The sequence below is a fragment of the Rhodococcoides fascians A44A genome (genome assembly GCF_000760735.1).
In the GTDB taxonomy this organism is placed as follows: domain Bacteria; phylum Actinomycetota; class Actinomycetes; order Mycobacteriales; family Mycobacteriaceae; genus Rhodococcoides; species Rhodococcoides fascians_E.
Map to the genome: position 1 here is coordinate 1893697 of NZ_JMEX01000008.1, position 25334 is coordinate 1919030.

Consider the following 25334-nt stretch of genomic DNA (forward strand, 5'->3'; position numbering starts at 1 on the left):
TGAGGGCATACTGATTCGCATGACGCGACGGGTACCGGACACATCGACGCCGGCGGTCGGGGTCGGCATCTCGGGTTGGACGTACGCACCGTGGCGTGGTGACTTCTACCCCGAAGGTCTGGCACACCGCCGAGAGTTGGAGTACGCGTCGGAACGGCTGTCCTCCATCGAGATCAACGGAACGTTCTACGCAATGCAGAAGCCGGCGAGCTTCGTGAAGTGGCGTGACGAGACGCCGGAGGACTTCGTGTTCTCCGTCAAGGGCGGGCGGTACATCACCCACATCAAGAGGCTCGTCGGCGTCGAATCCGCTCTCGCCAACTTCTACTCGACGGGTGTGTTGAGCTTGGGACCGAAACTCGGTCCATTTCTGTGGCAGTTGCCGCCCAACCTGCAGTTCGACGCCGGTGCGCTGGCTGCGTTCTTCGATCTACTGCCGCGCACGACCACGGAGGCCGTGGCTCTCGCGGGCCTACGGGACGACAAGCTGCCCGACGACAGGGTCAGTCTCGTGATCGACGGTGACCGCCCGTTGCGTCACGCACTCGAGGTACGGCACGACAGCTTCCGATGCGACGAGGCCGTCGAATTGTTGCGAGAGAAAGATGTTGCGTTCGTCGTCGCCGACACTGCCGGACGCTACCCGTTCATCGATACGCCGACGTCGGACTTCATGTACCTCCGGTTGCACGGCGACGAGGAACTGTACGCGAGCGGTTACGACGATGCCGCCCTGGACAAGTGGGCCAATCGCATCGCGCAGTGGACGGCCACGGGCCGAGACGTCTTCGCGTACTTCGACAACGACGTCAAGGGCTTCGCTCCGTTCGATGCGATGAGGCTGCGCGAACGTATCTGACTACTCGAACTCCATTCGGACCGAGCTGGCGCAGAAGTACAGGAGAAGCACGAATCCGTTGATCGACACGACGATCGGGGCCCATACGAACACGGTCATCATGGGGCTGAGACCGTCCACGACCACCACCCAGACGGCAATCATCGTCGTGAACAGTGTGCAGAGCGCGACGTGCGTCGCGAGCATCCACCGGCCCAGGAAGAAGCCGACGAACATCCCGATCTCGATGAAGAACGCAGTCTTGGCCAGGGTGATCGCGGGTGGTGTGGTCGAGGAGAAGACTGCGAGGAAGATGGCGATGTCGGATCCGATGACGAATACGAAGGCCGGGCCGATGCGAGGCCACGGCGACACCCACCACCACACTGCGGCGGCGAAGGCGAACAGCATCGATGCCCACGTGACGGCTACTCCGGCCGTGGTGGCGGGGGCGTAACCCGACGCGAGTTCCAACGCCGGGATGATGGCCATGCTCAGGGTCGCGAACGCCAGCACACGTTTGACGATCGTCGTGATCGCGAGCGACGCCATCGCGTCGACGACCCACTCGTACCGCTCTTCCAGCGTGTCGCCGGCTGCCGACATCCCGATCCCCCGATTCTGTACGGTTCCGCGATCGGAGTCTGACACACCGCGAGGGGGTCTTGCGGCGAAACCGGTTCGGTATCAGTCGATCACGTTCACGGTTCTGTGACGTGTCACAGTGATCGGGTGCCGTCGAGCATGGCGATCAACAGTTCGCGGGGCAGAGCCAACGGCGGCATCGAGTTGAGGTGGATGGCGTCGTCGGACTTGTCGTTCTTGAACTCGGCCACCTCGTCGTGCAGCCGCTCCATTGTGACGTCGAGGCGGTTGGCGCTGTCCGCGGCCTCGGTGAGCTCGGCCAGCAACGGCGCCGGAATGGTCCCGGAGTACTTGTAGAAGATCTTGTGTTCGAGGCTCGCCCAGAAATCCATCGCGATGGTACGGATCTGCAGCTCCACCGGCACCGGTTGGATACGGTCGCTCATGAACACCGGAATCTCGACGATGAGATGAAGGCTCTTGTAACCGTTCGGTTTCGGCGTCGCGATGTAGTCCTTGACCTCGAGTACACGCACGTCGGTCTGGCTGCCGATCATGTCCGCGATGCGGTACGTGTCGGAAATGAAGCTGCACGTGATGCGAATGCCCGCGATGTCGACGATGGTCGACCGGATGTCGTCGAGGGCCAGCGGGCAGTTCTTTCGTCGAGCCTTGGTGATGATGCTCTCGGGGGTCTTGAGCCGTGAACCGACGTGTTCGATCGGACTGTACCGATGGATGTGGGTGAACTCCTCCTTCAAGATGTTGATCTTGGTCATGAGTTCGTCGATGCCGAACTTGTACCCCATCATGAATCGGGTGAAGTCGTTCCGGAGCCGGTCGAAATCCGGCACCGCCTGGGGTTCGTCGCCCGTGGCATCGCGTTCCATGCCCTCGATTGTCCCTTACCGGGCCGGCGGCCCTAGGTGCGGTGGGATCCGCGTGAGTCGAAGCTCGCGTCCGCGCATCTCGGGCCGAGTGGCGGGCTGAAGGTGACATCTCCGCAGGTGCGGCACGCGTGGGTTCGGTGGTGCCCTCGTCCGCAGGAACACGCCCTCGACCCGACCAGTACGGTCCGTGGGCCGAGGGCGTGACCGCGAGCGCACCTGCACGGTGCGTTCTCGACCCATCGATCGCCCAATCGATGGAGGGTTCCGCTGCCGTCATCACCCTCCGCTGTCGTCATGCGCCGCCGCGTTCTTTCCGGGTGAATCCATGCTTGCCACCGCCTGCTCGACGTTTGGACCGTCCGGAGCCGGGGGACTCCAGGACGGCCTACTCAGAGTAACACGCATTCGAACATATGTTCCCATTGAACTCGCCTTCGCTGTGTCCTAATCTGAAATTACGAAATTACGAAATTACGGAATGACAGAGGGGTCACGATGCGTCGAACCATTGCTGTATCCGCAAGCTGCCTGGCTCTACTCGTGTCGACGGGGTGCACATCCACATCCGGCACCGACAGTGCGCCGGAGCCGGACGAGTGCACGCCGGTGACGTCGACGGATCTGAACACCGAGGACGGGTGGTTGGGTCTGATCGGTCAGGCGCCGGAGTCCGTGAGCCTGCTGGTCGACGACGGCAGTGGACGCACCGTCGAACATCGCGCCGAGGAGCAGCAGCCGCTGGCATCGGCCGTGAAAGTGGTCCACCTCGGCGCCTATGCTCGCGCGGTCGCCGCAGGGGAACTGGACCCGGACGAGCAAGTGCCGCTGTTGGATTGGGAGCGGTGGTACGTACCGGGAACGGACGGCGGAGCGCACCCGGCGGCGCTGGAACGGCTGGGGATCGCGAGCGACGGCACCAGCGCGACCGATCTTGCCGGCACCGTTCGGCTGGACGACATCGTCTCCGCGATGATCCAGGAAAGTGACAATGCCGCGCCGGACTACCTTCGCTATCGGCTGGGTGACGACGCGCTCACGCGTGCTGCCGCGGCCGGAGGGTGGGAGAATTTCCAGGCTCCGACACTCGTGACGCAGACGCTGTCGTTGTTCGATCCCGCGTTGGGCGACGGTGACACGTGGGCGACGGCGGAGAGGTGGGCCTTCGATCAGCAGTTCCGTGTGGACGTGAGTGCAGGCCTCGAACTGCCGTCGTACGATCAGCAGGTCGACGGGGTGCAGGAGCGGTCGGCGCAGGGATCGGCTGCCGAACTCGCCGGGTTCTATCGCGCGATCGCCGACGGAACCTTCGGTGACGGTAGCGATGTCGCACTGCGGCAGCTCGAACACCGACCCGCGCCCGACGGTGCCGCCGGAATCGGGTTCAAAGGCGGCAACCTGCCGGGCGTCCTGACGCAGGCATTCGAGCTACGGCGGGACGACGGCACCGTGGCGACGGCGGTGTGGCTGATCGACTCGTTGCCTGCCGATCGGTACGAGGCAGCTCTCGCCGGCTTCGGGAACCAGCAGACGCTGATCGTCGACGCGCTGAGCTCACCGTCGGGCTTCGACCGAATTGCCTGCGCAGTGTGAGCGGGGAGTTCGAGGCCAGACTCGCCGAGTTGGAGGCCAGGGTCGCGGAGCTGGAACGCCGCGAAGTCGGTGCTCCGACAGAGAAAGCTGCCCCGACGGGCGGTGAGATCGCGTACCGCGGCGACGTCCATCTACACGGGGACGTGACATGGGACATCGGGTATTCGCCCGACGGGGTCCTGGACCTCTCGGTCGCGCGTACGACTGATGTGCTTGCTGCCCTTGGCCATCCCGTCCGATTGCAGATCGTGAAAGTGCTCCTGCGGGGACCGGCCAACGCGTCGGAACTGCAGGAGGCCGTCGGGCTCGGGTCGACGGGGCAGGTCTACCACCACCTCAAGGTGCTGGGCTCGGCCCACATCGTCGAACAGCATGGGAGAGGTGAGTACCGAGTCGGAGCGAAGAAGGTTGTGCCTCTGCTCGTGTCGATGCTCGCCGCGGCGGACATTTCGGGCGAACTGGGTACCTGACCGCGTCGTGCGATGAGTTTCCGAGCCGGGCGGTGTCGGTACAGGCACACACTCCCCCGCGAGCATCGGAGAAGACAATGGCCTCGAACAACACACAGACCGAGAACGTGACACCGACCGTCCCGTCCGGCTCCCGCACTGCCGCACGCGCCGGGTGGGTGCTGACGGCACTCCTCGCGATCTTCCTGATCTTCGACGGAGTGACCAAGTTGATCAATGTGCAGCAAGTGCGGGACGCGACGGTCGATCTCGGTCTACGCGAGGAGATGACGCCGGTCATCGGTGTGGTTCTGTTGGTCAGCCTTGCATTGTTCCTGGTGCCGCGCACGGCATTTCTCGGCGCGGTACTGCTCACCGGCTACCTCGGTGGAGCGGTCCTGACCAATTGGAGGGTCGACAAGCCACTGTTCAGCACGGTGTTGTTCGCGGTGTACGTCGGGGTCGCGGTGTGGGCGGCGCTCTACCTCCGCGACCCCAAGGTGCGTCAGGTCATGCCGTTCGTGCGCTGATGCACCGTCGAGCGGACGGAATCGACTGCGGTGACACGGCCCGGAGCTACTGGGCTGCGTAGCCGCCGTCGACGAGGTGGTAGCTGCCGGTGATGAAGCCTGCGGCGTCGCTGGCAAGGAAGGCAACGAGGCTGGACACCTCTTCGGAGGTGCCGAGACGACCGAGAGCGTGCTTGGCCTCCAACGCCTTTCGCGCATCCTCGTCCATGTTGGCAACGAGGAGCGGCGTGCGGATGAAGCCGGGGCCGACTGCGTTGACGCGAACGCCCTGTGCGCCGTACTCGAGCGCAGCGTTCTTCGTCAGACCGAGCAGGCCGTGCTTGGATGCGACGTAGCTGGCCGAGTTGGCAATTCCGACGCTGCCGAGGACCGAGGCCATGTTGACGATGGATCCACCGCCTGCTGCGGCGATGGCCGGGATCTGGGCCTTCATTCCGTAGAACACCGCGTTGAGATTGACCTCGATGACCTTGCGCCAGCTGTCCACCGACACGTCGCCGACGGGGAGGGGTTCGCCTCCGATGCCTGCGTTGTTGACGGCGATGCGAAGCGGAGCCAGGTCACCGGCCGCAGCGACCATGGCCTTCACGTCGTCCAGGTTCGCAACGTTGCCGACGAAGGCTGCCGCGGTGCCTCCGGCTGCAGTGATCTCATCGGTGACGGCCGTCGCGTGGTCTCCGTCGAGATCGGCGACCAGTACCGATGCTCCGTTCGCCGCCAATTCCAGTGCAACCGCGCGGCCGATTCCGGAGCCTGCTCCGGTGACGATCGCCGAGCGATCTGCTACGTCGTACGTGGCCATGACAACCCATCTCCTCGTGAATCGAAACTAGTGGTAGTTGAACCTAGAACTACCTTTCTGTAAAGGTACAATAGTTACGTCGGCTTACTTATTCCGGGTTACGGCTGACGTGAGCTGCCGAAAGTTCTCGCCAAGTGGCGACCAAGTGCAGTGGGCGACGCTGTCGACCATGAACATCACACCTTCGCTCCTGTACAGGCTGAGCGGTATCGCCGTCGTCGTCGCCTTCGTCTTCAACTTGATCGGCGGAACACTGCATCCGGTCGTCGGCGGATGGGCGCATTCGGTGGAAGCGCTCAGCGAACCCTTCAACCCGTACGCGCAGTACTTGCTGCTGATCGGGACGCTGCTGCAATTCCTCGGGCTGCCAGCGCTTTGGGGGGGAGGTTCACCCGACCACAGTTCCTCGATCAACAGATCCGTCGACACCACCGAACCCCTGGCGAGGACGAGTCGCGCGAGTACTGCGCGTCGGCCGGGGCCGGCGAGGTCGATGTCGCGCTCGTCGAGGCGCGCACGCATCGGACCCAGCACACCGATCGTCAGCGTGTGGGTGGGCACGGGACTCATGTCGCGGAAGTCAACGCAGCCGGTTCCCGACGGGCAGCTGGTTCGTCAGCCGATTCGCTGGCCGTAGACGTGCTCGATCGCAAGCTTCAACAGAACGCGGCGGTCGGACACCATGACGGACCGGTACTCGTCCCAATCGGGGTGCTCTCCGGCGGCGGCTCGGTAGTAGTCGACCAGTGCGTCGACTTCTGGGCTCGACGCGTCCGCTCCCGGCCCGACCAGCGTCCCGGTCCCGTCCACCGTGGCCCACGACCTGCCGTCGGCGCTGGTGACCTCGATGGACACCCGAGCATCGCGCCGGATGTTCTTGGTCTTCGCGCGACCGTCGGTCATCGACACGTAGACGATTCCGGCGTCGCGGTCGTAGTACGGCGTCACCGGCGACAGCTGCGGCCTACCGTCGGACTTGATGGTCGCCAGGACGCCGAGACGTGCCTCGGCCAACAGATCGTGCGGATCGAAGCGGTGCGGATCGGAACTGTCTGGACTCATGACTCCCCCTCGCGTAGTGGCTCGGTCGACTACCCCACGTTATTCGCCCGACGCCGATCCCGCCTCCGCCCGCGCCGCCAGGAATGCTTCCGGGTCGATGAGGTCGGCCTGACCGACGATGGAGCCCAGGTCCGCGATGCGCTCGATCCCGGTGAGCACCATTTCCTCCTCGACGGTGCCCTCGGCGTATCCGTAATAGCACGTCGACGTCGTGTGCTCGTGGTCCTTGTCGATGCGGTTGGCTCGGCCTTCGATCTGACGAATCTCGATCGGTGTCCATCGTGGATCGTGAATCAAGGTCACACGCGGCGCCGACGTCGACACCGTCCGCTCCGGAAGCAACAGCTCGTTCGAGTGCAGGTTGATCGCACTCGTCGTGGTCGAGATGATCACCCGGGCGGCGCCGGTCTGGAAGCGTCGGATCTCGTGCTCCTGGTCCTGACTGCTCATGCTGCCGTCGACGACGGCGACCTCCTTGCCTTCGTCGCGGAGCGCCTCCGCGAGGCCGGCGACCGACTCGCGGTAGAACATGGAGACGAACACCTGGTTGCCGTCGCGAATCCACGCGCGAACCTGATCGGCCGTCGACGGGATCCGCAGGTAGGAGCATTTCTGACGGAACCGCAGTGCCGCAGCTCTCGTGCTCGGGTTCTTCTGCAGCACACGCTTGCCGCCGACGGACTTCCACAGTGGTAGGCCGAGCTCCTTGCGGTAATCCACCCACGCCGAGTTGTACAGGCGTTTCTGCGCGGCAGTGAGTTCCTGGCCGAGCGGCTCACGCGGCGTCGGGGGCGAGGGCCGCGAGATCGACCACGGCACAGCACCTCCGGAGAGCCACCGGTGAATGGTGTCGATGTCGCGCGTACGCTGCGCGGCGTCCTCCGGTTCCCACCTCCACGTCTTCAGCCCGGTGGTCGCCTTGCCCTCCTTCAGTGCGAATCCCTGCTCGATCAGGAATTCTGCCCACTTGGTGGTCACGCCGTACCCGAGGACCTCCTCGTCGCCGACGATGGGACCGGCCGCCCGGCTCTGCTCGATCGCGCGAGCCATGTACGCGAAGTGCATCGGCTGATACCCCGGTGTCGCCGACATCCACACGACCGCACGCGCGGCCTCCTGATACCGCCACAGAATCTGCGACTGTTGCGACTCGATGTTCATCAGCGCATGCGACTCGTCGGCGATGACGACGTCGATGTCGAAACGTAACTCGCCCAATGTGATCGTGCGTTTGTTCTGAGTCTTCTTGCGCTTGCCCAGGTCCGTGTCCTCGGGAACCGTCAACAACTTCTTGGTGGACTGATACGTCACCAGCAGCCAACGCTTGCGATCCGCGGGATCGAGATCCGCCTCGGTATCGGCGATGGTCCGTCGCCAGCCCGGAAGCGCGCCCTTGGGTGCGACGACCAGAACCGTGCCGATGTCCGGAGTGGAGCCTGCATGCCGGACGGCCTCGCAGACGGCGAGAGTCTTACCGAGACCCGTCGAGTCCATCTGCGCGAAGTACGGGAACCCAGCGTTCATCGCGCCCAGCTGCCGGCGCACCGATTCGAGTTGCGTCTCGCGAGGCGTCAACGACCGTTCGTGGACGACCTCCGGTCTCCACTCTTCGTTCGCGTCGTCCTCCACCCACCGCTGGAGGCTGTACGGCATGGACTCGAACGAGGCCAACCCGTCGGGCAGATCGGTTCCGTAGTACGCGAACACGCGTGGGCCCGGATACCAGCGGGCGCCCGACGCCGATGCCAATGCGCGATCCTCGAACGGGACGTCGAGTACCCAGACGCGCTCGCCTGGATCGGGAAGCGGCAGATCCGGCGACGCCGTCTTACGGACCGGCTTCTTGCGTGTGGTGGTGCGTTTCTTCGCGGTGGTGGTTCCCGACGACGCCTTGAACTTACGTGCGGCAGCGCTCTTGCCCGCGCCGACCGTGCGGGCAGTGGTGGAAGCGGGTTTGCGTCGACGTGGTGGCACGGAGAACAACCGTAGAGCACACGACCGACACGGCAGTATCGGTACAGAGGACGTCCCGTTCGGCACCGTGTCCTAACCTCGTCCCTCATGACGTTCGATTCTCGACAGGATTCCGCGACCGACAAGCGCGCAGTCGTTCTGGTCCACGATCGTGACCCGGCTCTGGGCCGACGCAACATCGGTACGCTCGCGCCCGAGTTGGAGAGTCGCGGATACCGACTCGCCGTGCATTCCTTCGACTACGGGCACGCCGATACCCCGCCGTCGCTGGACGACGCCGGGATGGTGGTCGTCATGGGATCGCCGGACGCCGCGTACGGAGAGTCGTCGTGGATCGGCCCGGAGATCGACTATCTCGAGCGTGCCATCGAGAAGGACGTACCGATTCTGGGTGTCTGTTTCGGTGGGCAGTTGCTCGCTCGAATCCTGGGCGGGACCGTCACGCGGTCGCAGTTCCCCGAACACGGCCTGACCGAGACCCGCTCGACGCGCCCGGATCTGATCGGGCCCGGACCGTGGATGGAGTATCACGACGACACCTTCGTCGCGCCGGACACCGCGACGGTGATCGCGAGCAACAGTGCCGGCCAGCAGGCTTTCGTGCACGGCAGGCACCTGGGACTGCAGTTCCACCCCGAGATTGACGTCGACGTCTTCGACTCCTGGGCCGACGCGTGGGTGCGCGACGGTATCGAGCAGGACCAGGACATGGTCGATGCCATCAGGAAAGACCTGGTGGATAACGAAGCCGACCTGCGCGCACGCTGCGCTGCGCTGCTCGACGGGTGGATTTCGTGCCGTCCACTTCCCGCCGCCCACTACGGTGGGGAGCATGAACTTCAGTGACCATCAGATCGGCATCTATGCCCAGGGCATGTTCACCGATCAGAAGCCGAAGATCACCACCAACCTCGCGAAACTCGAGGATCAGGCCGCGGCGAGGCTGACGCCCGAGGCGCTGGGGTACATCGTCGCCAGCGCCGGTAGTGGTTCGACGGCCCGGGCCAATCGAGAAGCGTTCGACCGGTGGCGCATTGCACCGCGTATGTTGCGTAGTGCGGCCGAGCGGGATCACTCGGTCACGGTGCTCGGTACGGAGCTACCCGCGCCTGTGTTGATCGCTCCGGTGGGAATTCAGACCCTCGCCCATCCCGACGGCGAGCTCGCCACCGCACGAGCCGCAGCGGCGCTCGGCATTCCGTACATCCACTCGACGCAGGCGTCGCACTCGTTCGAGCAAGTGGCGGAAGCCGGTGGCGACGCACCGCGGTGGTACCAGTTGTACTGGCCCACCGATGAATCGGTGCTTCTGAGCTTTCTGGATCGGGCCAAGACCACCGGCTTCACGACGCTCGTGCTCACCCTGGACACGACCCTGCTGGGATGGCGTCCGGCGGACCTCGACCGCGGCTATCTCCCCTTTCTCGCCAACCTCGGCATCGAGAACTATCTCACCGATCCGGCGTTCAAGGCCGGTCTCGAGCAGCCCGTGGAGACCAATCCCATTGCTGCGGCAATGCACTGGGCCAAGATGTTCCCCAATCCGGGGCTGAACTGGGGTCAGCTGAAGTTCCTGCGGGATCACTGGGACGGTCCGATCGTCCTCAAGGGGATCTGCACCGTCGGAGATGCGAGGTCTGCCGTCGAGCACGGAGTCGACGGCATCGTGGTGTCCAATCACGGTGGGCGCCAGATCGACGGCGCACGAGCATCGTTGGACGCGCTGCCTGCCATCGTCGACGCCGTCGGTGACCAGGTGACGGTGTTGTTCGACTCCGGTGTGCGCACTGGTGCGGACATGGCCAAGGCGCTTGCGCTCGGAGCGGACGCGGTACTGCTCGGCCGGCCGTTCCTGTACGGCCTTGCGCTCGGCGGGCAGGAGGGCGTGGAGCACGTACTACGCTGCATCCTCGCCGAATTCGATCTGGTCACCAGCTTGTCCGGGCACACCGGTGCCGGCGAACTCGGCCGCGAATCCGTGGTGCGCGCATGAGTCCGTCCTGGGTCGAGCACGCAATCTGGTGGCATGTCTATCCTCTCGGATTCGCCGGTGCGCCGGTGCGAGAGTGGGACGGAACCTCCTTGGCCGAGGAGCATCGGTTGCTCAAGGTGGTCGAATGGCTCGACTACGCACTGGAACTCGGGGCATCCGGTGTCGCACTCGGTCCCATCTTCGCCTCGGAAGGCCACGGGTACGAGACCGTCGACCACCTGCGCGTCGATCAGCGGCTCGGTATCGACGAGGACTTCGACACTCTGATCGACCGAGCGCACGGCCGGGGAATCAGGGTCATGCTCGACGGTGTCTTCAATCATGTGGGGCAGAGCTTTCCACGGTTCCAGAGCGCTCTTGCCGGGGACTCCGACGCGGCATCCTGGTTTCATCTCGACGCCTCCGGGCGTCACCGCAACTTCGAAGGTCACGACGAACTCGTCGCGCTCGACCACAGCAGCGCGGCAGTGCAGGACTACGTCGTCGACGTCATGCAACACTGGCTCGGCCGCGGCGCCGACGGATGGCGTCTGGATGCGGCATATGCTGTGCCGCCGGAGTTCTGGGCGACCGTGCTACCGCGGGTCCGCGAACGGTTCCCCGACGCGTATTTCCTCGGCGAGGTCATCCACGGTGACTACGCACAGATCGTGCAGCGGAGCTCGCTGGACTCGGTGACCCAGTACGAGCTGTGGAAGGCGACGTGGAGTGCAATCGCGGAGCAGAATTTCTTCGAGCTCTCGCACGCCCTCGGTCGCCACAACGAGTGGCTCGACACCTTCGTGCCCGCCACGTTCGTGGGCAACCACGATGTCAATCGCATCGCCAGCACCATCTCCGACGAACGGCATCTCCCCCACGCGCTCGTCACGCTGTTCACCACTGGTGGAACACCGATGATCTATTACGGCGACGAGCAGGGATTCCGCGGCGTCAAGGAGGAGCGCGTCGGCGGCGACGACGACGTCCGGCCCGAGTTCCCCATGACCCGTGAGCAACTCGATTCGGCGGGATGGTCGACGTTCCACCTGCACCAGGAACTGATCGGACTACGTCGACGCGCTCCGTGGCTGCACACTGCGAAAACCGAGACCGTCGAGCTGGCCAACACCGCGATGCTCTATCGGGTCCACAGTGGCGACAACGCACTGCACGTCGCGCTCAATCTCGGCGACGACACCGTCGACTACCGCATCTCCGGTGAAGTCCTGGCAGGTATTGCCTCCGTGGACGGGGGACGGACGATGGTGCCGGCACACGGATGGGCGGTCATCGGCTAGCTCGACCGTAGGACGATCTATCACTCTCTACAAATTTCGATAGATGTCCGTAGAAGCAGTGATAAACGGTAGTGCCCAGCGAAGGGACTACAGTGTGCAGTCGACACGGGGTGCCGCACCGATGCGGCTGAGAACACACCCGTCGAACCTGATCTGGTCAACACCAGCGGCAGGCGTGGAGCCTGCGGAATGCCCCGGTATTCCTAGGGATGTCAGCGCGGATCGAAAGTGGTATCTGGGTGTCCGTGCATCCTCACGTTCGTGGTGTCCGCCGAGCGAGAGGCACACGCATGAACTTCGATCGTCAGACCGTCGTCGTCACCGGAGCCGGACGGGGCCTGGGAACCGCAGTGGCCCGCGCGTTCGCTGCGCAGGGAGCACGCGTCGTCGTCAACTATCGACGTAGCCGCGAGGCTGCGGAGGCACTGGCGTCGGAGATCGGTGGTGTGGCCGTCGCTGCCGACGTCACCGATCCCGCCCAGGTCGACGCCCTGTTCACCGCAGCCGAGCAGCATTTCGGCACGTCGGTGACCACCGTCGTCAACAATGCTCTCGCCGATTTCTCGTTCGACGGTGACGCGCGCAGCAAGGCGGACACCATCTCCTGGGACCAGTTCGACGCCCAGTTCCAAGGCGCAGTGCGCGGCGCACTCAACACGACTCAGCGCGCGGTGCCGGGTATGCGGGCCGCCGGATCGGGCCGGATCGTCAACGTCGGCACCAACCTGTTTCAGAACCCGGTGGTGCCGTATCACGACTACACGGCATCGAAGGCCGCGCTTCTGTCCCTGACCAGGACGCTTGCGGCCGACCTCGGCGGCGACGGCATCACCGTCAACATGGTGTCCGGCGGCCTGTTGCGCACCACCGACGCGAGCGCCGCGACGCCGGAGGAGGTCTTCGATTTCATCGCCGCCTCCACTCCACTGAAGCGTGTGGTGACGCCCGAGGAGTTCGCCGATGCGTTGCTGTTCTTCGCATCGCCGTGGTCCCGTTCGGTGACCGGCCAGAATCTCGTCGTGGACGGTGGATTGGTCAAGGACTGATGATGCATCTGAACGCCTTCCTGTACAACTGCGGTCACCACAGCGCCGCCTGGCGACATCCGCGTTCGCGCGTCGAGGATCTGGGCGACATCGGGTACTACGAGAAGCTCGCACAAACGGCGGAGCGCGGCAAGCTCGATGCGGTGTTCTTCGCCGACGGCCACTCGGTGCGTGACCCGGCAGGAGCGGGAACATGGTTTCTGGAACCGATCACCGCGCTGACGGCGATGGCGCGGGCGACGACGCACATCGGTCTGGTGACCACGGTGTCCACCACGTTCTACACGCCGTTCCACGCCGCGCGCCTGCTCGCCTCCCTCGACCACATCAGCGGCGGACGTGCCGGATGGAACGTCGTCACCTCGATGTTCGACGCCGAGGCACGCAATCACGGCTTCGACGAGATCCCGCCTCGCGGTGAGCGATACGCGCGTGCCGAGGAGTTCGTCGACGTCGCCCTCGCTCTGTGGGACACGTGGGACGCCGACGCGCTCGTGCTCGACCGTGACGGCGTGTACGCCGATCCGGACAAGGTGAACCGGATTGACCACTCGGGCAAACATTTCCGGGTCGACGGTCCACTGACGGTCCCTCGTTCGCCGCAAGGCCGGCCGGTGCTGTTCCAGGCGGGCGCGTCGGGGCAGGGCCGGGATCTGGCCGCCCGCTACGCCGAGGCGATCTATGCAGTTGCCTACGATATCGACTCCGGCGCAGCGTATTACGCAGATGTGAAGGCGCGGGTCCGCAGCGCTGGACGGGAACCGGCGTCCGTCGGCATCATGCCCGGCCTCGTGACCTACGTCGGATCGACCACAGCCGAGGCGAGAGCGAAGAAGGACGAGCTCGACGCCTTGTTGCCGGTGGAGCAGTCGTTGAAACAACTGAGCACGTTCGTCGAACAGGACTGCAGTGCGTGGGAACTCGATGCTCCTGTCCCTTCACTGCCTCCCATCGAGGAATTCACCGGGCCCCACGGACGGTACGAGACCATCCTTCGGATCATCGCGAAGGACTCCCCGACCGTCGGTGAGCTGCTCGGCACGCTCGCCGCAGGCGGCGGCCACGCGACGATGATCGGCACTCCCGAGTCCATCGCCGACGAGATCGAGGCCTGGATCGACGGCGGTGCAGCGGACGGCTTCAACCTGATGCCCCCGCTGTATCCGGACGGTTTGGACGACTTCGTCGACCATGTGGTACCTGTCCTGCAGTCGCGGGGGCTCTTCCGTAGGGACTACACCTCCGACACGCTGCGTGGTCACCTCGCCTGATCGGGGCGTGTGTTCACGAGTGGACCGAAGACTGCGCGATCGACGAAGTCGACGAGCGCATCGAGTCCGTGCGACGGTTCGCCCGTCCATCGGCGTGCGAACGACTCGGCGGCGCCGGCTACGAGCTGCGCCGTCACCGCGGGTGACGCCGGCAGCTCGACGCCGTCGCTCTCGAATCCGCGCAGTCTGTCGACCCACGGCTCGAACTGCAGGATGGTGAATTCTTCGACACGGGAGGAGAGTTCGTCGTTGACGAGGGCTGCGTCGCGGAGCGCGTCGATGACTGTTCGATTCTCGCCGAAGATCCGCCAGAACACCTCGAGGTGGGGACGCATGGTTCGCGCGGTTCGTGCGACCGGATCCTGCGCGGCGACTATCGCGTCGGCTTCCTCGCCGAGCCGTTCGGCGAGGGCGAGCAGTAGTGCGTCCTTGCTGTCGAAATGGTTGTAGAACGACCCCGTCGACCGGCCGGCCTCGCGCGTGATGTCGGTGATCTTGGCCGCGAGGTATCCCGTCCGCGCGAACACGACGCGCGCGGCGTCCTCGAGTTCCGTGCGGGTTCGGGCGGCTTGAAGCTCGCGTGAAGTGGTCGGCACATGCGCCCTTTCGGTTGACAGCTACATGTGTAGCGTACAGACTGAATCTAGATTCAGTGAATACCGATTCAGTCACCCGCGTGAGGGTGCGGACGATGGGTGGAGGCACGTCGTGAAAGCAGCAGTTCTGACCGACTACGGGATTCCGAGGTTCGCCGATCACGAGGACCCGACGGGTGCGGAGGGCATCGAGGTGCTTCGGGTGGAAGCGGCCACGATCAATGCCGTCGATATTGCCATCGCCTCGGGCGGGCACTACCTGAGCCCGCGAACCCTGCCCGTGATCGCAGGCATCGAAGGCGGTGGCGTCACCGCCGACGGACGTCGGGTGTACTTCTCCCTGCCGCGGGCTCCGTTCGGTTCGATGGCCGAGTTCGCGCCCGTACCCGTGGGCAACCTGATCGACATTCCGGACGGCCTGGACTTCGGAACCGCCGCGACCTTGGGAAACGCAGGCCTGGCGGGAAGTATGCCGCTCGTCGAGGGGGCGCACCTGAAGGCAGGCGAGAGCGTCGTCATCCTGGGCGGCACCGGCGTGGTCGGGCGCATCGCCGTGCAGGCTGCGTCCTTGCTCGGCGCCGGGTCCATCACGGTCGTCGGACGCGACCGGCAGGCATTGGAGGCGACGCTGGAACTCGGCGCCACCGGTGTGGTCGCCGTCGGCTCGACCGAAGGCGACCTGACGGCAGCGATCCGCGACGCGTCCGGAGGCGTCGACGTGATCCTCGATTACACCTGGGGCACTGTGGCACTCGCCGCGCTTCGGGCGGGAAACCGAGGCGTGCGGTCCATTCAGATCGGCGACCGAGCCGGAGCCGACATCACGATCCCGGCACAGCTCATGAGGGCACTGGGAGCGACAGTCGCAGGGTTCATGCCGATTCACCACGGGCCGCAAGCGGTGGTCGACGCCTACCGCCGGGTCAGTGACTGGGCAGCCGAAGGCAAGCTTCGGATCGAGTACGAGGAAGTTCCGCTGTCCGACGTCGAGAAGGCATGGAGCCGAGCATCATCGGTGCGGCACAAGCTGGTTCTCGCGCCCTGAGATGTTCTTCGGTCGACGGCCGGCTACTCAGCGGCCAGTCCGGCGATGTACGTCCTGGTGAGTTCCGCGATGTCGCGCGCGTGGGAGATCGGCGACCAGTGGCCTGCTGGAATGTCGTTGCGAGTCAAGTTCTTCACCCACTTGCCTGTGTCCGCGTAGTGGTACGGGCGCACGGCGACGTCCTCGGTGTTCACGATCAGTTGGACGGGGATGTCCACGTAGCGTTCCCGCGGCTTCGTCAGTCGTGGAACGATGTTGGCGCGATAGAGGTTGGTGCCGTTGGTTGCATCGGACCACAGGGTCGAATTCTGTGTCACCAGAGCAGGATCGACGCCCGAGAACTCCTGCAGGAACGCGGGCCACCCTTTGGCGAACTGGCGTTTGATTCGCAGCGTCGACAGTCCGGGGATGTGGAACGTGACCGTGTACCAGGAGGCGCGCACCTGGGCGAGGACGTGTCGGATGCCCTCCGCCGTCGGTTTCGCGAGGCGCGAGCGCGACCATTTGCCGAGGTGGTCGAGATTGGGACCGGAAATGGATGTGTAGGAGGCGATGCGGTCGATGGCGTGTGGCTCGGCCGCTGCTTCCCAGGCCTGGACTGCGCCCCAGTCGTGCGCGAGGACGTGGACTTTCCGGTCCGGGCTGACGGCGTCGATCACTGCATAGAAGTCGGAGGCCAGGTTGCGGAGCCGGTATGCCGACTGCTCCTGAGGAATCGTGCTCTCGCCTGCTCCGCGCACGTCGTAGGACACGACGCGATAGTCCTCTTCGAGGAGCGGGACGATGTGGCTCCACAACTCGTGCGTGTCGGGCCAGCCGTGAACCAGCACGATCGTCTCACCGTCCGGGTTGCCGGTCTCGAACACGGCGAGGTGCATGCCCTCGTTGACGACGATTCTGCGGTCCATAGCGGTGCTCATGCACTCGACTTTAGTATGAATCCGGGTTACATGTACACGAACTGTCGGTCCTGCCTGCGAGAATCGACCGGTGATCGAGAACTCCGACTGGCCGCCGACCGTACGCGCGATCGCCGACGCAACCGATGACGCAATCACCGCGGCACGCGCCCGCTCGAAAGGCGACTTCGACGACGCCGCGCGGAGTCTCGACTCCGAGGACAGAGCCCAGGTCTCCTCGATCCACGCCGAGATGGTGCGTTCGCTACTCGAAGAACTGCATCCCGACGGTCTTACCGGCGAGGACGTCCAGGATGCATTGACGAGCGCGGTCCGGGCGTCGGCCGCGTGGTACGAGGATCTGGACGTTCCCGGCTTCGTCGAGGTGCTGACGGGGGCGCTCGGCGTCGCCGATCACATGCAGGAGGCCGCGGAGCAACGGCCGTTTCCCCGGCCGGAGCACGCGATCCTGATCATCACCGACTTGCTGGTCAGGCGAAAGGTCGCGGCCCAGGGCTACATCCAACGCGCGGTCGGCGAGATTCGGCGGGCCCAGACGATGGAAATGCCGTAGCGCTTTCTACATGTTTCTAGTGTCCATGGACGAAAGCCGTAGAAGGCGATAGTGAGCGTTGCTATCGCCTTCTACGCATATCTAGCGCGCAGCCGATAGAGGTGTAGAACCATCCAGAGACGGACGTGCAGCCCTGCGCCGGTCGAGTAGTAGGTTGGCTGCGCCGATGACGGCCCTGATCGATGATTCGACGCTGCTCGCGTCGATGGCCATCGCCCATTCGCGTCGACCGTCGATGTCGCACTGGACGAAGGTCGCCGTCGAGCCGTGCAGAAGCTCATGCAGGCCCAGCGGTTGCTGGTGGAACGCGGTGATCTCGATGTGGATGCCTGCGTCGTAGAGCATCGACGTCAACGCGTCGATCGGGCCGAAGCTGGTTGCCGTCGTGGAGTGAATGGAGTCGCCGATCCCGAAGGTCGCATCGAAGGTCTTCCGGCCGCCTCGCGCGTCGGATTCCTGCCAGCTGCCCAGGCGGATCGGACTCGAGGCGCCGCTGAACTCGGCACGGAACTCCGACCAGGTCATGGCCTGCGCGGAGGCCGTCAGTTCCGGCGGGAGAATGCCGCCGAAACGCGACGCGAAGGACTCGCTGGCAGACGACGGGGCGGAAGAGGTGCAGGGGAGAGCGTTCATGGAAGTGGTCTTTCCGAATGTGAAGGAAGGACCGAGATAGGTAGCACAACGACCCGCAGCGGGGGTCGGTCCGAATCAGACCCCGCTACGGCGGTGTACTACGAGAAACTTCTGCACGAGTGTCAAAGTACTCCCGCCTGCCCATGCAGAGCAAGAATTCGGTCGTCTAACGGCGTCTAGCGCTCAGCCGATAGTGCCCGATACGGTGCGATGAAGTCGCTAGGTCTCGATAACACTCTCTAGGACACGACCTAGATGTGCCCATAAAGTTCAATCCCACTTGTTACTTTGGCCCCATGGACCCCGTGCGTAACCCCTACGCTCCCGGCGCAGGTCAACGTCCGCCCGAACTTGCCGGGCGAAAGAAACAACTCGACGCCTTCGACGTCGTACTCGAGCGCATCACCCGTGGCCGTCCGGAGCGAAGCGTCGTACTGACGGGTCTGCGCGGCGTCGGGAAGACGGTGCTGCTGAACCACCTGCGATCGGCGGCCGTCGCGCGAGGATGGGGAACCGGAAAGATCGAAGCGCGGCCGGACCAGGAGCTGCGACGGCCACTGTCGTCGGCGCTGCACATGGCCGTCCGAGGAATTGCTGCGTCGCACCGGGATCCTGAGCGCGTCGACGAATTTCTCGGTGTGCTCAAGGCGTTCGCGCTCCGAGCGTCGGCGGACAAGGGCATGCGCGAGCGTTGGCAGCCCGGCATCGACGTTCCGGCGAAGACCGGACGCGCCGACTCGGGTGACATCGAGATCGACTTGGTCGAACTGCTGCTCGACGCGTCGGCGCTCGCCGGGGACGTCGGAGTAGGTATCGCCATCTTCATCGACGAGATGCAGGATCTCGGGCCTGCGGACATCTCGGCCCTGTGCGCGGCCTGCCACGAGCTGAGCCAGGACGCGGCGCCGCTGATCATCGTCGGCGCAGGGTTGCCGCATCTGCCTGCAGTCCTGTCCGCGTCGAAGAGCTATTCGGAGAGGCTGTTCAGCTATCACCGCATCGGCAGGCTCGAACGGACCGCGGCAGATCTTGCGTTGATCGCGCCGGCGGATCGCGAAGACGTCGAGTTCACCACCGAGGCACTCGACGCGCTGTACGACGCTGCGGACGGATACCCGTACTTCGTGCAGGCGTACGGCAAGGCGACGTGGGATCTCGCGGCCGAATCACCGATCACCGCCGAGGACGTCCGTGTCGCAGCACCGACTGCGGAGGAAGAGCTCGCGGTCGGATTCTTCGGTTCGCGGTACGAGCGGGCAACTCCAGCGGAGCGCGAGTACATGCGGGCAATGGCCGATCTTTCGGGCGACGATGCCTCGGTGCCGACATCCGCGGTGGCCACCGAACTGGGCCGCAAGCCCGCGTCGTTGTCCCCCGCACGGGACGGGCTCATCAAGAAGGGGCTGATCTACTCCGCCGAGCGGGGAACCATCGCCTTCACGGTCCCCCACTTCGGGCGATACCTGCGGGCGCAGACGGACGACTAGGGCGCTCCGCGCTCACAGGGAATTGATGCGCGACATGTCCCCGTCGTAGTAGTCGATCAACCTCTGATCCATCACCTTCCGCCACAGCGGAGGCACGAGTGCACAGAAGATCATCACCGCATACCCGGCCGGGAGCTGCGGTGAATCGTCCATGCTGCGCAGGGATTGGTACCGCCGCACCGGGTTGGCGTGGTGGTCGCTGTGCCGCTGGAGGTGGTACAGAAACAGGTTGCTCCACAGGTGATCGCTGTTCCAGCTGTGGGTGTGATTGGTGCGCTCGTACCGCCCGCGCTTGGTCTTCTGCCGCAGAAGCCCGTAATGCTCCAGGTAGTTCGCGGCCTCGAAGAGAATTACCGCGATCACAGCCTGCAGCACCAGGTACGGCGCCACGATCCAGCCGAAGCCTGCGATCAGAGCCGCGAACAACACGACCGAGATGGCCGCCGCGTTGAACAGGTGATTGTGGGCGGTCCAGCGCGATTTGCCGATGCGATGAAGCCGGCGCTGCTCGAGCTCCCACGCGGAGACGATGCCGCCGATCATGCTGCGCGGAAGAAACCTCCAGAAGCTCTCGCCGTACTTGGCCGACGCAGGATCCTCCGGCGTCGCCACGCGCACGTGGTGCCCATGGTTGTGCTCGACGTAGAAGTGCCCGTAGAACGACTGCGCCAATGTCACCTTGGACAACCAGCGCTCGACGTTCTCACGTTTGTGGCCCAGTTCGTGCGCGGCGTTGATGCCGACTCCGCCGACGATTCCGATGGTGATCGCCAACCCGACACGCTCCGGAACTCCGAGAGGTCCGTGCGCCCACAGGTAGCAGGCCAGGACCAGCCCGGCGTATTGCAGCGGGATCAGCAGATACAGGCACCAGCGGTAGTACTTGTCCTTTTCGAGCGCCTCGGCGGCTTCGACGGGCGGGTTACGACGGTCTACGCCGGAGAAGGCGTCGACGAGCGGGATGACGATGCCCATGATCACCAGGCCCAGCAGCCAGAACGCGCCAGGGCCGAGCCAACTGACCAGGCCCCAGGCCATGAACGGGCTGAGCGGGATCACCAGGCCGAGAGGCCACAGGTATCTCTTGGGATCGCGCCACGTGAGCGGCACGCTCGGAGTCTGCTGGCTCATGAGGGTCGCATACCCCCTCTCGGAAAATCGACCGCAAGAAATTTACTCTGACTAAAGGTAACAGTTATTTTCGGGCAAAGGTCCTCACCATTGTCGTTCGAACCAGCCACGTGATCGGATGGGCACACAGACCCGACGTGAGGAGCACCACTGTGGACAGAGCCGAGTTCTCGCTCGTTGGCCGGCACGGGACCGACATCGTCTACGACGTCTGGACGCCCGATGCCGAGATTACCGGGCTGGTCGTGCTGTCCCACGGACTGGGTGAGCATGCCCGACGCTACGACCACGTTGCCGCCGTCCTCGGCGACCTCGGTCTGGTCGTGTACGCGATCGACCACCGAGGGCACGGGCGGTCGGGTGGCAAACGGCTCGAGTCCAAGAGCTGGTCGGACTACGTGAGCGACCTGCACGAGCTGTTCCGCATCGCCCGCGCCGCGCACCCGAACACCAAGACCTTCCTGCTCGGGCACAGCATGGGCGGCGCTATCGCGCTGTCGTACGCACTCGAGCATCAAGCCGAGCTCGACGGTCTGATGCTGTCCGGACCGGCCGTGGTGCTCGGTGACGGAACACCCAAGATCCTCGTCCCGATCGGAAAGATTCTCGGCAGAATCGCGCCTTCCGTTCCGGTTCAGGCACTCGACTCGGCCGACGTCTCGCGCGACCCCGCCGTCGTCGCCGCGTACGACGCGGATCCTCTCGTGCATCACGGGAAGGTTCCTGCCGGGTTGGCCAGCCACCTCGTCGGCGCGATGGACAGTTTCCCGGCGGCTCTGCCGTCGTTGACGCTGCCGGTGCTGCTGCAGCACGGCAGCGAGGACAAGCTCGCCGACGTGGCAGGCAGCCGGATGATCGCCGAGAGAGCCGGCTCCACCGACCTCACCCTCGAGGTGTACGACGGCTTGTTCCACGAGGTCTTCAACGAACCCGAACGTGAGCAGGTCCTCGCCGATCTGGTCGCTTGGCTGGCTCCGCGGGTGAATCGACAGTCTGGCTCCGCGAGTGAGTCGACACCGAGGTAGTAGGTTCTGTGCCTGGGGCTCGAAGAACGTAGCCGGGGATGTTCGTATCGAAGGGGATGAATGTGTCGCGCACAGCGTTGGTTCTCGGCGGCGGTGGGGTCGCCGGAATCGCATGGCAGACGGGACTGCTTCACGGACTGGCCCACGCCGGCGTCGACGTGACCGGCCCCGACTGGTCGGACATGCTGCTCGGCACCTCGGCGGGCGCAGCCGTCGCAGCCCAGGTCAGCAGTGGTGTGTCGCTCGCGGACCTCTACGACAAGCAGGTTCGGCCCGAATTGCAGATCGACGAGCCGCGCCCGAACGTGTCGATCGATTCGTTGAACGAGCTGCTCGACACGGCAGCCGAGCGGGCCGCCGGCGACCGTCAGCGCTTCGCCCGCTACGTCGGTACCGCCGCACTGGCGGCGTCGACACCGTCCGAAGCCGAACGGCGTGCGGTGATCGCACACCGGCTGCCGTCGCACGAGTGGCCGGACCGCGATCTCAGGGTCGTGGCGGTGGACGCGGAGTCGGGCCGACACCGCGTGCTGAATCGTGATTCCGGAGTGCGATTGGTCGACGCTGTCGCGGCCAGCTGCGCCATCCCGGGAATGTGGCCACCGGTGACGATAGGCGTGCACCGTTATGTCGACGGAGGCGTTCGATCCAGCGAGAACGCCGACCTCGCAGTCGGTTTCGCGAAAGTCCTGATCCTGCAGGTCGGCGTCATCGATGCCGGGCAGGATCCGTCGGCTGCCGAGCGTGAACGCTTGATCGCGGGAGGTTCGAGCGTCGAGGTCATCCGGCCCGACGCCGAAACCCTGTCCGTCATCGGACCCGACCCCACGGACCCGGCTGTGCGTTCTGCAGCCGCCGAGGCGGGCTTCCGTCAAGGCAGTGCGGCCAGCGAGGCGCTTCGCAGTTTCAAGCTGGCCTGACCTTCGGTTCAGGTGCTTCGGCTCAGGCGTCGTGCAGTCCGAAGAGGGTTGCGCCGTTGTGGTAGCAGACATCTCGAACCCAGTCGTCGCCCAGATCGAGTCGACGGACGGCCTCGAGCGCATCGAGATACGGGTACGGGATGTTGGGAAAGTCGCTTCCGAACAAGATGCGGTCCTGCAGATCCAGTAGACGCGATCTCTCGGCGACCGGGAACGGCCACGCCGACTCGGAGAAATCGGTGAAGGACATGGTGGTGTCCAGCCGTACCTCCTGGTGAAGCGTCGCGAGATCGAGGAATTCGGTGTACTCGGGCATGCCCATGTGCGCGATGATCAACGGCAAGCGCGGAAAGCGTCGAAGCAGTGCCGCGATCGGCTCAGGCCCGGTGTGATCGCCGGGTGCAGGGCCGGAACCGCAGTGGATGACGACGGGTATCGCCGCATCCTCGATGGCGCCCCATACGGGATCCAGCATCGAATCGCCGGGAGAGTAGTTCCCGACCTGGATGTGCGACTTGAAGATTCGGGTCCCGGAGGCAATCGCGTCGGCGACATACCGTCCCGCGTCGGGCTCGGGATAGAACGTTGCCGTCCGAAGGCAATCCGGTGTGCGTTGCGCAAAATCTGCACCCCACGAATTCAGCCACGCGGCCATCCCCGGCTTGTGCGGATAGATCATCGACGTGAAACCGCGTACGCCGAACTCGCGCAGCCGGTTCAGCCGCACCTCCTCGTCCTCGCGGTAGGTGATCGGCCAGTCCATGCCCACGAGCGGCCCCGCACTGTCGAAGTACGCCCACACCTTGTCCATGACGTTCTTCGGCATGAAGTGGGTGTGGACGTCGAACAGCCCCGGAAGTTCGAGCTCCTGCCAGAACGCTCGGACCTGCTCCGTCTCGTCCGTTCCTGGTTCGTCCGTTCCTCGTTCGGTCGAGCTCGGTTCAGTGGGCGACATGGCCGTCGAACCAGTCGAGAGTGCGGACCCAGGCGTCGGCGGCGGCGTCGGGGTTGTAGACCGCGGGCCGGTCGTTGCAGTTGAAGCCGTGCCGGCCTTCTGCATAGCGAGTGATCTCGGTCGACACAGGGGCCGTTGCTGCGGCGGCACGCAGTTGTTCCACCTGTTCGACGGGAATGCCGGTGTCCAGGTCGCCGAAGAAACCGTGCCACGGTGTCTGGAGTGCGTCGGCGACGGACAGCATTGTCGGATAACCGAAGCGGGCTTTGTCGATACCGCCGCCGTAGTAGGTGGCGGCTGCGCCGAGCGTGCGTCGAACAGCGGTGTGGAAGGCAACCGATCCGCCCATGCAGAACCCGATGATCGCGGACTGGGCCGGTTCGAAGCCTCGGGCGGCGATGTCACCGAGGGCCGCGTCGACGTCGGCATCGACCTCGGTGGCCTGCAGCGCGCCGATGGACGCCATCGCCGAGTCCATGTCGGTGTAATCGTGAATCTGCTTGTCCTGGCGGTGGAAGAGATGGGGTGCGACGGCTACCCAGCCGGCGTCGGCGAGGCGCCGGCAGATGTCGACGATGTGGGTGGTCACTCCGAAGGCTTCCTGGACGACGACGATGCCTCCGCGCGCCGGCCCGGACGGTGTTTCGACGGTGAGGGGGGTACTCATGAGTCGATTCGATCACATCGACTTGTACGGTGGGATCGAGGTACGTAGATCGTCGGCATCCCCCCTGGCAGCAGATCTTCCGAGAGGACAGCACATGCGCGCGGTACACATCACGAGTCTCGACGGCCCGGAATCGGTGCAGATCGTCGACATCGACGAACCCGCGGTTCGCGACGACGCGTTGGTGATCGACGTCGAGGCGGCGGGCGTCGCGTACCCGGATGCGCTGCTGACCAGGGGGCTGTACCAGTACAAGCCGGAACTACCGTTCGTTCCCGGCAGCGAGATCGCCGGGATCGTGCGCTCGGCGCCGGAGGGATCGGGGTTCGCCCCTGGCGACCGTGTCGCCGCGCTGACCGGACTGTCCGACGGTATGGCGGAGGTCGCCGTCGTCTCGCCCGACACCGTGTTTCCACTACCCGACGCCGTGTCGCTCACGGCAGGGGCGGGTTTGCTCTTCAACGACCTGACGGTGCACTTCGCGCTTCGCGAACGAGGGCGATTGGCCGAGGGCGAGACCGTGCTGGTGCACGGCGCTGCAGGCGGTATCGGAACGTCTGCGCTGCGGTTGGCGCCGGTACTCGGAGCGTCGCGCGTGATCGCGGTCGTCAGCACCGAGGCAAAGGGTGAGATCGCGAGGGCTGCAGGCGCCACCGACGTCGTGCTCACCGCGGACGCGGACGGAACAGGATGGAAGGACGCCGTCAAGAAGCTGACCGACGGCAGAGGCGTCGACCTCGTCGTCGATCCTGTCGGCGGTGATCGGTTCACCGACAGCATCAGGAGTTTGGCGCCGTCGGGACGCATCCTGGTGCTCGGTTTCACGGGCGGCGAGATCCCGACAGTGAAGGTGAATCGCCTGTTGCTCAACAACGTCGACGTCGTCGGTGTCGGTTGGGGCGCATGGTGGATGACGCGGCCGGGGTACCTCGCGACTCAGTGGGCGGAGCTGGAACCGCTGCTGGCGTCGGGAGAACTGACAGCCCCGGAGCCGACGGTGTTCTCGATCGACAAGGCATCCGATGCCATACTGTCACTCGAAAATCGCACCGCCGCAGGAAAAGTGGTTCTACAACTGAAGTAGCCGGCAGT

The 25334-nt window shown here is 64.9% G+C and carries 27 protein-coding genes; 16 read left to right on the plus strand and 11 right to left on the minus strand.

Features of this window, described 5'->3' with window-relative positions; translation table 11 throughout:
• Positions 1-19: 19 nt before the first annotated feature.
• Positions 20-859, plus strand: a complete 840-nt coding sequence (locus BH95_RS21280; RefSeq protein WP_037183955.1) for a DUF72 domain-containing protein — start codon at positions 20-22, stop codon at positions 857-859.
• Here BH95_RS21280 and BH95_RS21285 read toward each other — a convergent pair whose 3' ends face one another.
• The gene (locus BH95_RS21285) at positions 860-1444 is read right to left on the minus strand and encodes a hypothetical protein (RefSeq protein ID WP_037185399.1); all 585 of its coding nucleotides are present in this window, start codon (positions 1442-1444) and stop codon (positions 860-862) included.
• A gap of 113 nt (positions 1445-1557) precedes the next feature.
• The gene (locus BH95_RS21290) at positions 1558-2313 is read right to left on the minus strand and encodes a GTP pyrophosphokinase (RefSeq protein ID WP_037183958.1); all 756 of its coding nucleotides are present in this window, start codon (positions 2311-2313) and stop codon (positions 1558-1560) included.
• A gap of 495 nt (positions 2314-2808) precedes the next feature.
• On the opposite strand from BH95_RS21290, the gene BH95_RS21295 reads away from it, so the two are divergent.
• From BH95_RS21295 to BH95_RS21305, 3 genes are all read left to right on the plus strand, one after another.
• Positions 2809-3903: a serine hydrolase gene (locus tag BH95_RS21295; RefSeq protein WP_037183961.1), complete on the plus strand. Its 1095-nt coding sequence runs from the start codon at positions 2809-2811 to the stop codon at positions 3901-3903.
• Entirely contained in the window at positions 3900-4373 is a 474-nt protein-coding gene (locus BH95_RS21300; protein ID WP_019666996.1) for an ArsR/SmtB family transcription factor, read from the plus strand. The genes BH95_RS21295 and BH95_RS21300 overlap by 4 nt, the downstream gene beginning before the upstream one ends.
• Positions 4374-4450: 77 nt before the next feature.
• Positions 4451-4882: a DoxX family protein gene (locus BH95_RS21305; protein WP_020112476.1), complete on the plus strand. Its 432-nt coding sequence runs from the start codon at positions 4451-4453 to the stop codon at positions 4880-4882.
• 46 nt (positions 4883-4928) lie between these two features.
• Here BH95_RS21305 and BH95_RS21310 read toward each other — a convergent pair whose 3' ends face one another.
• Positions 4929-5684, minus strand: coding sequence for an SDR family NAD(P)-dependent oxidoreductase (locus BH95_RS21310; RefSeq protein WP_020112475.1), 756 nt, complete (start codon positions 5682-5684; stop codon positions 4929-4931).
• Between the two features lie 169 nt (positions 5685-5853).
• Here BH95_RS21310 and BH95_RS29655 point away from each other — a divergent pair, with 169 nt between their 5' ends.
• A complete protein-coding gene (locus tag BH95_RS29655) occupies positions 5854-6321 on the plus strand; it encodes a hypothetical protein (protein WP_244165076.1) in 468 nt (155 codons plus the stop codon).
• Here the strand turns inward: BH95_RS29655 and BH95_RS21320 are convergent.
• The gene (locus BH95_RS21320; RefSeq protein ID WP_037183967.1) at positions 6300-6746 is read right to left on the minus strand and encodes a PPOX class F420-dependent oxidoreductase; all 447 of its coding nucleotides are present in this window, start codon (positions 6744-6746) and stop codon (positions 6300-6302) included. The two genes, BH95_RS29655 and BH95_RS21320, sit on opposite strands and share 22 nt — an antisense overlap.
• Positions 6747-6785: 39 nt before the next feature.
• Entirely contained in the window at positions 6786-8720 is a 1935-nt protein-coding gene (locus BH95_RS21325) for a helicase-related protein (protein WP_244165078.1), read from the minus strand.
• A gap of 87 nt (positions 8721-8807) precedes the next feature.
• Between BH95_RS21325 and BH95_RS21330 the strand changes: the two genes are divergently transcribed.
• The 5 genes from BH95_RS21330 (at position 8808) to BH95_RS21350 (ending at position 14310) form a co-directional block, all read left to right on the plus strand.
• Positions 8808-9566: a type 1 glutamine amidotransferase gene (locus BH95_RS21330; protein ID WP_037140029.1), complete on the plus strand. Its 759-nt coding sequence runs from the start codon at positions 8808-8810 to the stop codon at positions 9564-9566.
• The gene (locus BH95_RS21335; RefSeq protein WP_037140027.1) at positions 9553-10713 is read left to right on the plus strand and encodes an alpha-hydroxy-acid oxidizing protein; all 1161 of its coding nucleotides are present in this window, start codon (positions 9553-9555) and stop codon (positions 10711-10713) included. Before BH95_RS21330 ends, BH95_RS21335 begins: the two co-directional genes overlap by 14 nt.
• Positions 10710-11993 (plus strand): alpha-amylase family protein, encoded by a 1284-nt coding sequence (locus tag BH95_RS21340; RefSeq protein ID WP_037183969.1) that lies wholly within the window; start codon positions 10710-10712, stop codon positions 11991-11993. Before BH95_RS21335 ends, BH95_RS21340 begins: the two co-directional genes overlap by 4 nt.
• 290 nt (positions 11994-12283) lie before the next feature.
• Entirely contained in the window at positions 12284-13039 is a 756-nt protein-coding gene (locus BH95_RS21345; protein ID WP_026348116.1) for a 3-oxoacyl-ACP reductase, read from the plus strand.
• Complete coding sequence (locus BH95_RS21350) at positions 13039-14310, plus strand: LLM class flavin-dependent oxidoreductase (RefSeq protein ID WP_019666985.1); 1272 nt, start codon at positions 13039-13041, stop codon at positions 14308-14310. The genes BH95_RS21345 and BH95_RS21350 overlap by 1 nt, the downstream gene beginning before the upstream one ends.
• Here BH95_RS21350 and BH95_RS21355 read toward each other — a convergent pair.
• Positions 14298-14906: a TetR/AcrR family transcriptional regulator gene (locus BH95_RS21355; RefSeq protein ID WP_019666984.1), complete on the minus strand. Its 609-nt coding sequence runs from the start codon at positions 14904-14906 to the stop codon at positions 14298-14300. The two genes, BH95_RS21350 and BH95_RS21355, sit on opposite strands and share 13 nt — an antisense overlap.
• Positions 14907-15018: 112 nt before the next feature.
• Between BH95_RS21355 and BH95_RS21360 the strand changes: the two genes are divergently transcribed.
• Positions 15019-15951, plus strand: a complete 933-nt coding sequence (locus BH95_RS21360) for a quinone oxidoreductase family protein (protein WP_037183971.1) — start codon at positions 15019-15021, stop codon at positions 15949-15951.
• Between the two features lie 23 nt (positions 15952-15974).
• Here the strand turns inward: BH95_RS21360 and BH95_RS21365 are convergent, their stop codons facing one another.
• On the minus strand, positions 15975-16871 hold the full coding sequence (locus BH95_RS21365) for an alpha/beta fold hydrolase (protein ID WP_037183972.1): 897 nt from the start codon (positions 16869-16871) through the stop codon (positions 15975-15977).
• Between the two features lie 70 nt (positions 16872-16941).
• Here BH95_RS21365 and BH95_RS21370 point away from each other — a divergent pair, with 70 nt between their 5' ends.
• Positions 16942-17424 (plus strand): hypothetical protein, encoded by a 483-nt coding sequence (locus tag BH95_RS21370; protein WP_019666981.1) that lies wholly within the window; start codon positions 16942-16944, stop codon positions 17422-17424.
• An 81-nt stretch (positions 17425-17505) separates the two neighbouring features.
• Here the strand turns inward: BH95_RS21370 and BH95_RS21375 are convergent, their stop codons facing one another.
• Positions 17506-18057, minus strand: coding sequence for an alpha-isopropylmalate synthase regulatory domain-containing protein (locus BH95_RS21375; RefSeq protein ID WP_037183973.1), 552 nt, complete (start codon positions 18055-18057; stop codon positions 17506-17508).
• Positions 18058-18353: 296 nt separating this feature from the next.
• Here BH95_RS21375 and BH95_RS21380 point away from each other — a divergent pair, with 296 nt between their 5' ends.
• Positions 18354-19544: an ATP-binding protein gene (locus BH95_RS21380; protein WP_020112464.1), complete on the plus strand. Its 1191-nt coding sequence runs from the start codon at positions 18354-18356 to the stop codon at positions 19542-19544.
• A 12-nt stretch (positions 19545-19556) separates the two neighbouring features.
• Here BH95_RS21380 and BH95_RS21385 read toward each other — a convergent pair whose 3' ends face one another.
• On the minus strand, positions 19557-20675 hold the full coding sequence (locus BH95_RS21385; RefSeq protein ID WP_037183975.1) for an alkane 1-monooxygenase: 1119 nt from the start codon (positions 20673-20675) through the stop codon (positions 19557-19559).
• A 152-nt stretch (positions 20676-20827) separates the two neighbouring features.
• On the opposite strand from BH95_RS21385, the gene BH95_RS21390 reads away from it, so the two are divergent.
• A complete protein-coding gene (locus BH95_RS21390) occupies positions 20828-21700 on the plus strand; it encodes an alpha/beta hydrolase (RefSeq protein WP_037140009.1) in 873 nt (290 codons plus the stop codon).
• Between the two features lie 56 nt (positions 21701-21756).
• Positions 21757-22620: a patatin-like phospholipase family protein gene (locus BH95_RS21395; protein ID WP_230595535.1), complete on the plus strand. Its 864-nt coding sequence runs from the start codon at positions 21757-21759 to the stop codon at positions 22618-22620.
• A 22-nt stretch (positions 22621-22642) separates the two neighbouring features.
• Here the strand turns inward: BH95_RS21395 and BH95_RS21400 are convergent, their stop codons facing one another.
• Entirely contained in the window at positions 22643-23575 is a 933-nt protein-coding gene (locus BH95_RS21400) for an amidohydrolase family protein (RefSeq protein WP_037140007.1), read from the minus strand.
• Positions 23562-24242, minus strand: coding sequence for a dienelactone hydrolase family protein (locus BH95_RS21405; protein ID WP_033189034.1), 681 nt, complete (start codon positions 24240-24242; stop codon positions 23562-23564). Before BH95_RS21405 ends, BH95_RS21400 begins: the two co-directional genes overlap by 14 nt.
• A gap of 94 nt (positions 24243-24336) precedes the next feature.
• Here BH95_RS21405 and BH95_RS21410 point away from each other — a divergent pair, with 94 nt between their 5' ends.
• Positions 24337-25326, plus strand: coding sequence for an NADPH:quinone oxidoreductase family protein (locus BH95_RS21410; protein WP_026348114.1), 990 nt, complete (start codon positions 24337-24339; stop codon positions 25324-25326).
• Positions 25327-25334: the final 8 nt, after the last annotated feature.

Coding starts and splice junctions, on each gene's coding strand:
- BH95_RS21280 (WP_037183955.1), top strand. CDS start 20: ATGACGCGACGGGTACCGGACACATCGACGCCGGCGGTCGGGGTCGGC.
- BH95_RS21285 (WP_037185399.1), bottom strand. CDS start 1,444: ATGTCGGCAGCCGGCGACACGCTGGAAGAGCGGTACGAGTGGGTCGTC.
- BH95_RS21290 (WP_037183958.1), bottom strand. CDS start 2,313: ATGGAACGCGATGCCACGGGCGACGAACCCCAGGCGGTGCCGGATTTC.
- BH95_RS21295 (WP_037183961.1), top strand. CDS start 2,809: ATGCGTCGAACCATTGCTGTATCCGCAAGCTGCCTGGCTCTACTCGTG.
- BH95_RS21305 (WP_020112476.1), top strand. CDS start 4,451: ATGGCCTCGAACAACACACAGACCGAGAACGTGACACCGACCGTCCCG.
- BH95_RS21310 (WP_020112475.1), bottom strand. CDS start 5,684: ATGGCCACGTACGACGTAGCAGATCGCTCGGCGATCGTCACCGGAGCA.
- BH95_RS29655 (WP_244165076.1), top strand. CDS start 5,854: ATGAACATCACACCTTCGCTCCTGTACAGGCTGAGCGGTATCGCCGTC.
- BH95_RS21320 (WP_037183967.1), bottom strand. CDS start 6,746: ATGAGTCCAGACAGTTCCGATCCGCACCGCTTCGATCCGCACGATCTG.
- BH95_RS21330 (WP_037140029.1), top strand. CDS start 8,808: ATGACGTTCGATTCTCGACAGGATTCCGCGACCGACAAGCGCGCAGTC.
- BH95_RS21335 (WP_037140027.1), top strand. CDS start 9,553: ATGAACTTCAGTGACCATCAGATCGGCATCTATGCCCAGGGCATGTTC.
- BH95_RS21340 (WP_037183969.1), top strand. CDS start 10,710: ATGAGTCCGTCCTGGGTCGAGCACGCAATCTGGTGGCATGTCTATCCT.
- BH95_RS21345 (WP_026348116.1), top strand. CDS start 12,284: ATGAACTTCGATCGTCAGACCGTCGTCGTCACCGGAGCCGGACGGGGC.
- BH95_RS21350 (WP_019666985.1), top strand. CDS start 13,039: ATGATGCATCTGAACGCCTTCCTGTACAACTGCGGTCACCACAGCGCC.
- BH95_RS21365 (WP_037183972.1), bottom strand. CDS start 16,871: ATGAGCACCGCTATGGACCGCAGAATCGTCGTCAACGAGGGCATGCAC.
- BH95_RS21375 (WP_037183973.1), bottom strand. CDS start 18,057: ATGAACGCTCTCCCCTGCACCTCTTCCGCCCCGTCGTCTGCCAGCGAG.
- BH95_RS21380 (WP_020112464.1), top strand. CDS start 18,354: ATGGACCCCGTGCGTAACCCCTACGCTCCCGGCGCAGGTCAACGTCCG.
- BH95_RS21385 (WP_037183975.1), bottom strand. CDS start 20,675: ATGAGCCAGCAGACTCCGAGCGTGCCGCTCACGTGGCGCGATCCCAAG.
- BH95_RS21395 (WP_230595535.1), top strand. CDS start 21,757: ATGAATGTGTCGCGCACAGCGTTGGTTCTCGGCGGCGGTGGGGTCGCC.
- BH95_RS21400 (WP_037140007.1), bottom strand. CDS start 23,575: ATGTCGCCCACTGAACCGAGCTCGACCGAACGAGGAACGGACGAACCA.
- BH95_RS21405 (WP_033189034.1), bottom strand. CDS start 24,242: ATGAGTACCCCCCTCACCGTCGAAACACCGTCCGGGCCGGCGCGCGGA.
- BH95_RS21410 (WP_026348114.1), top strand. CDS start 24,337: ATGCGCGCGGTACACATCACGAGTCTCGACGGCCCGGAATCGGTGCAG.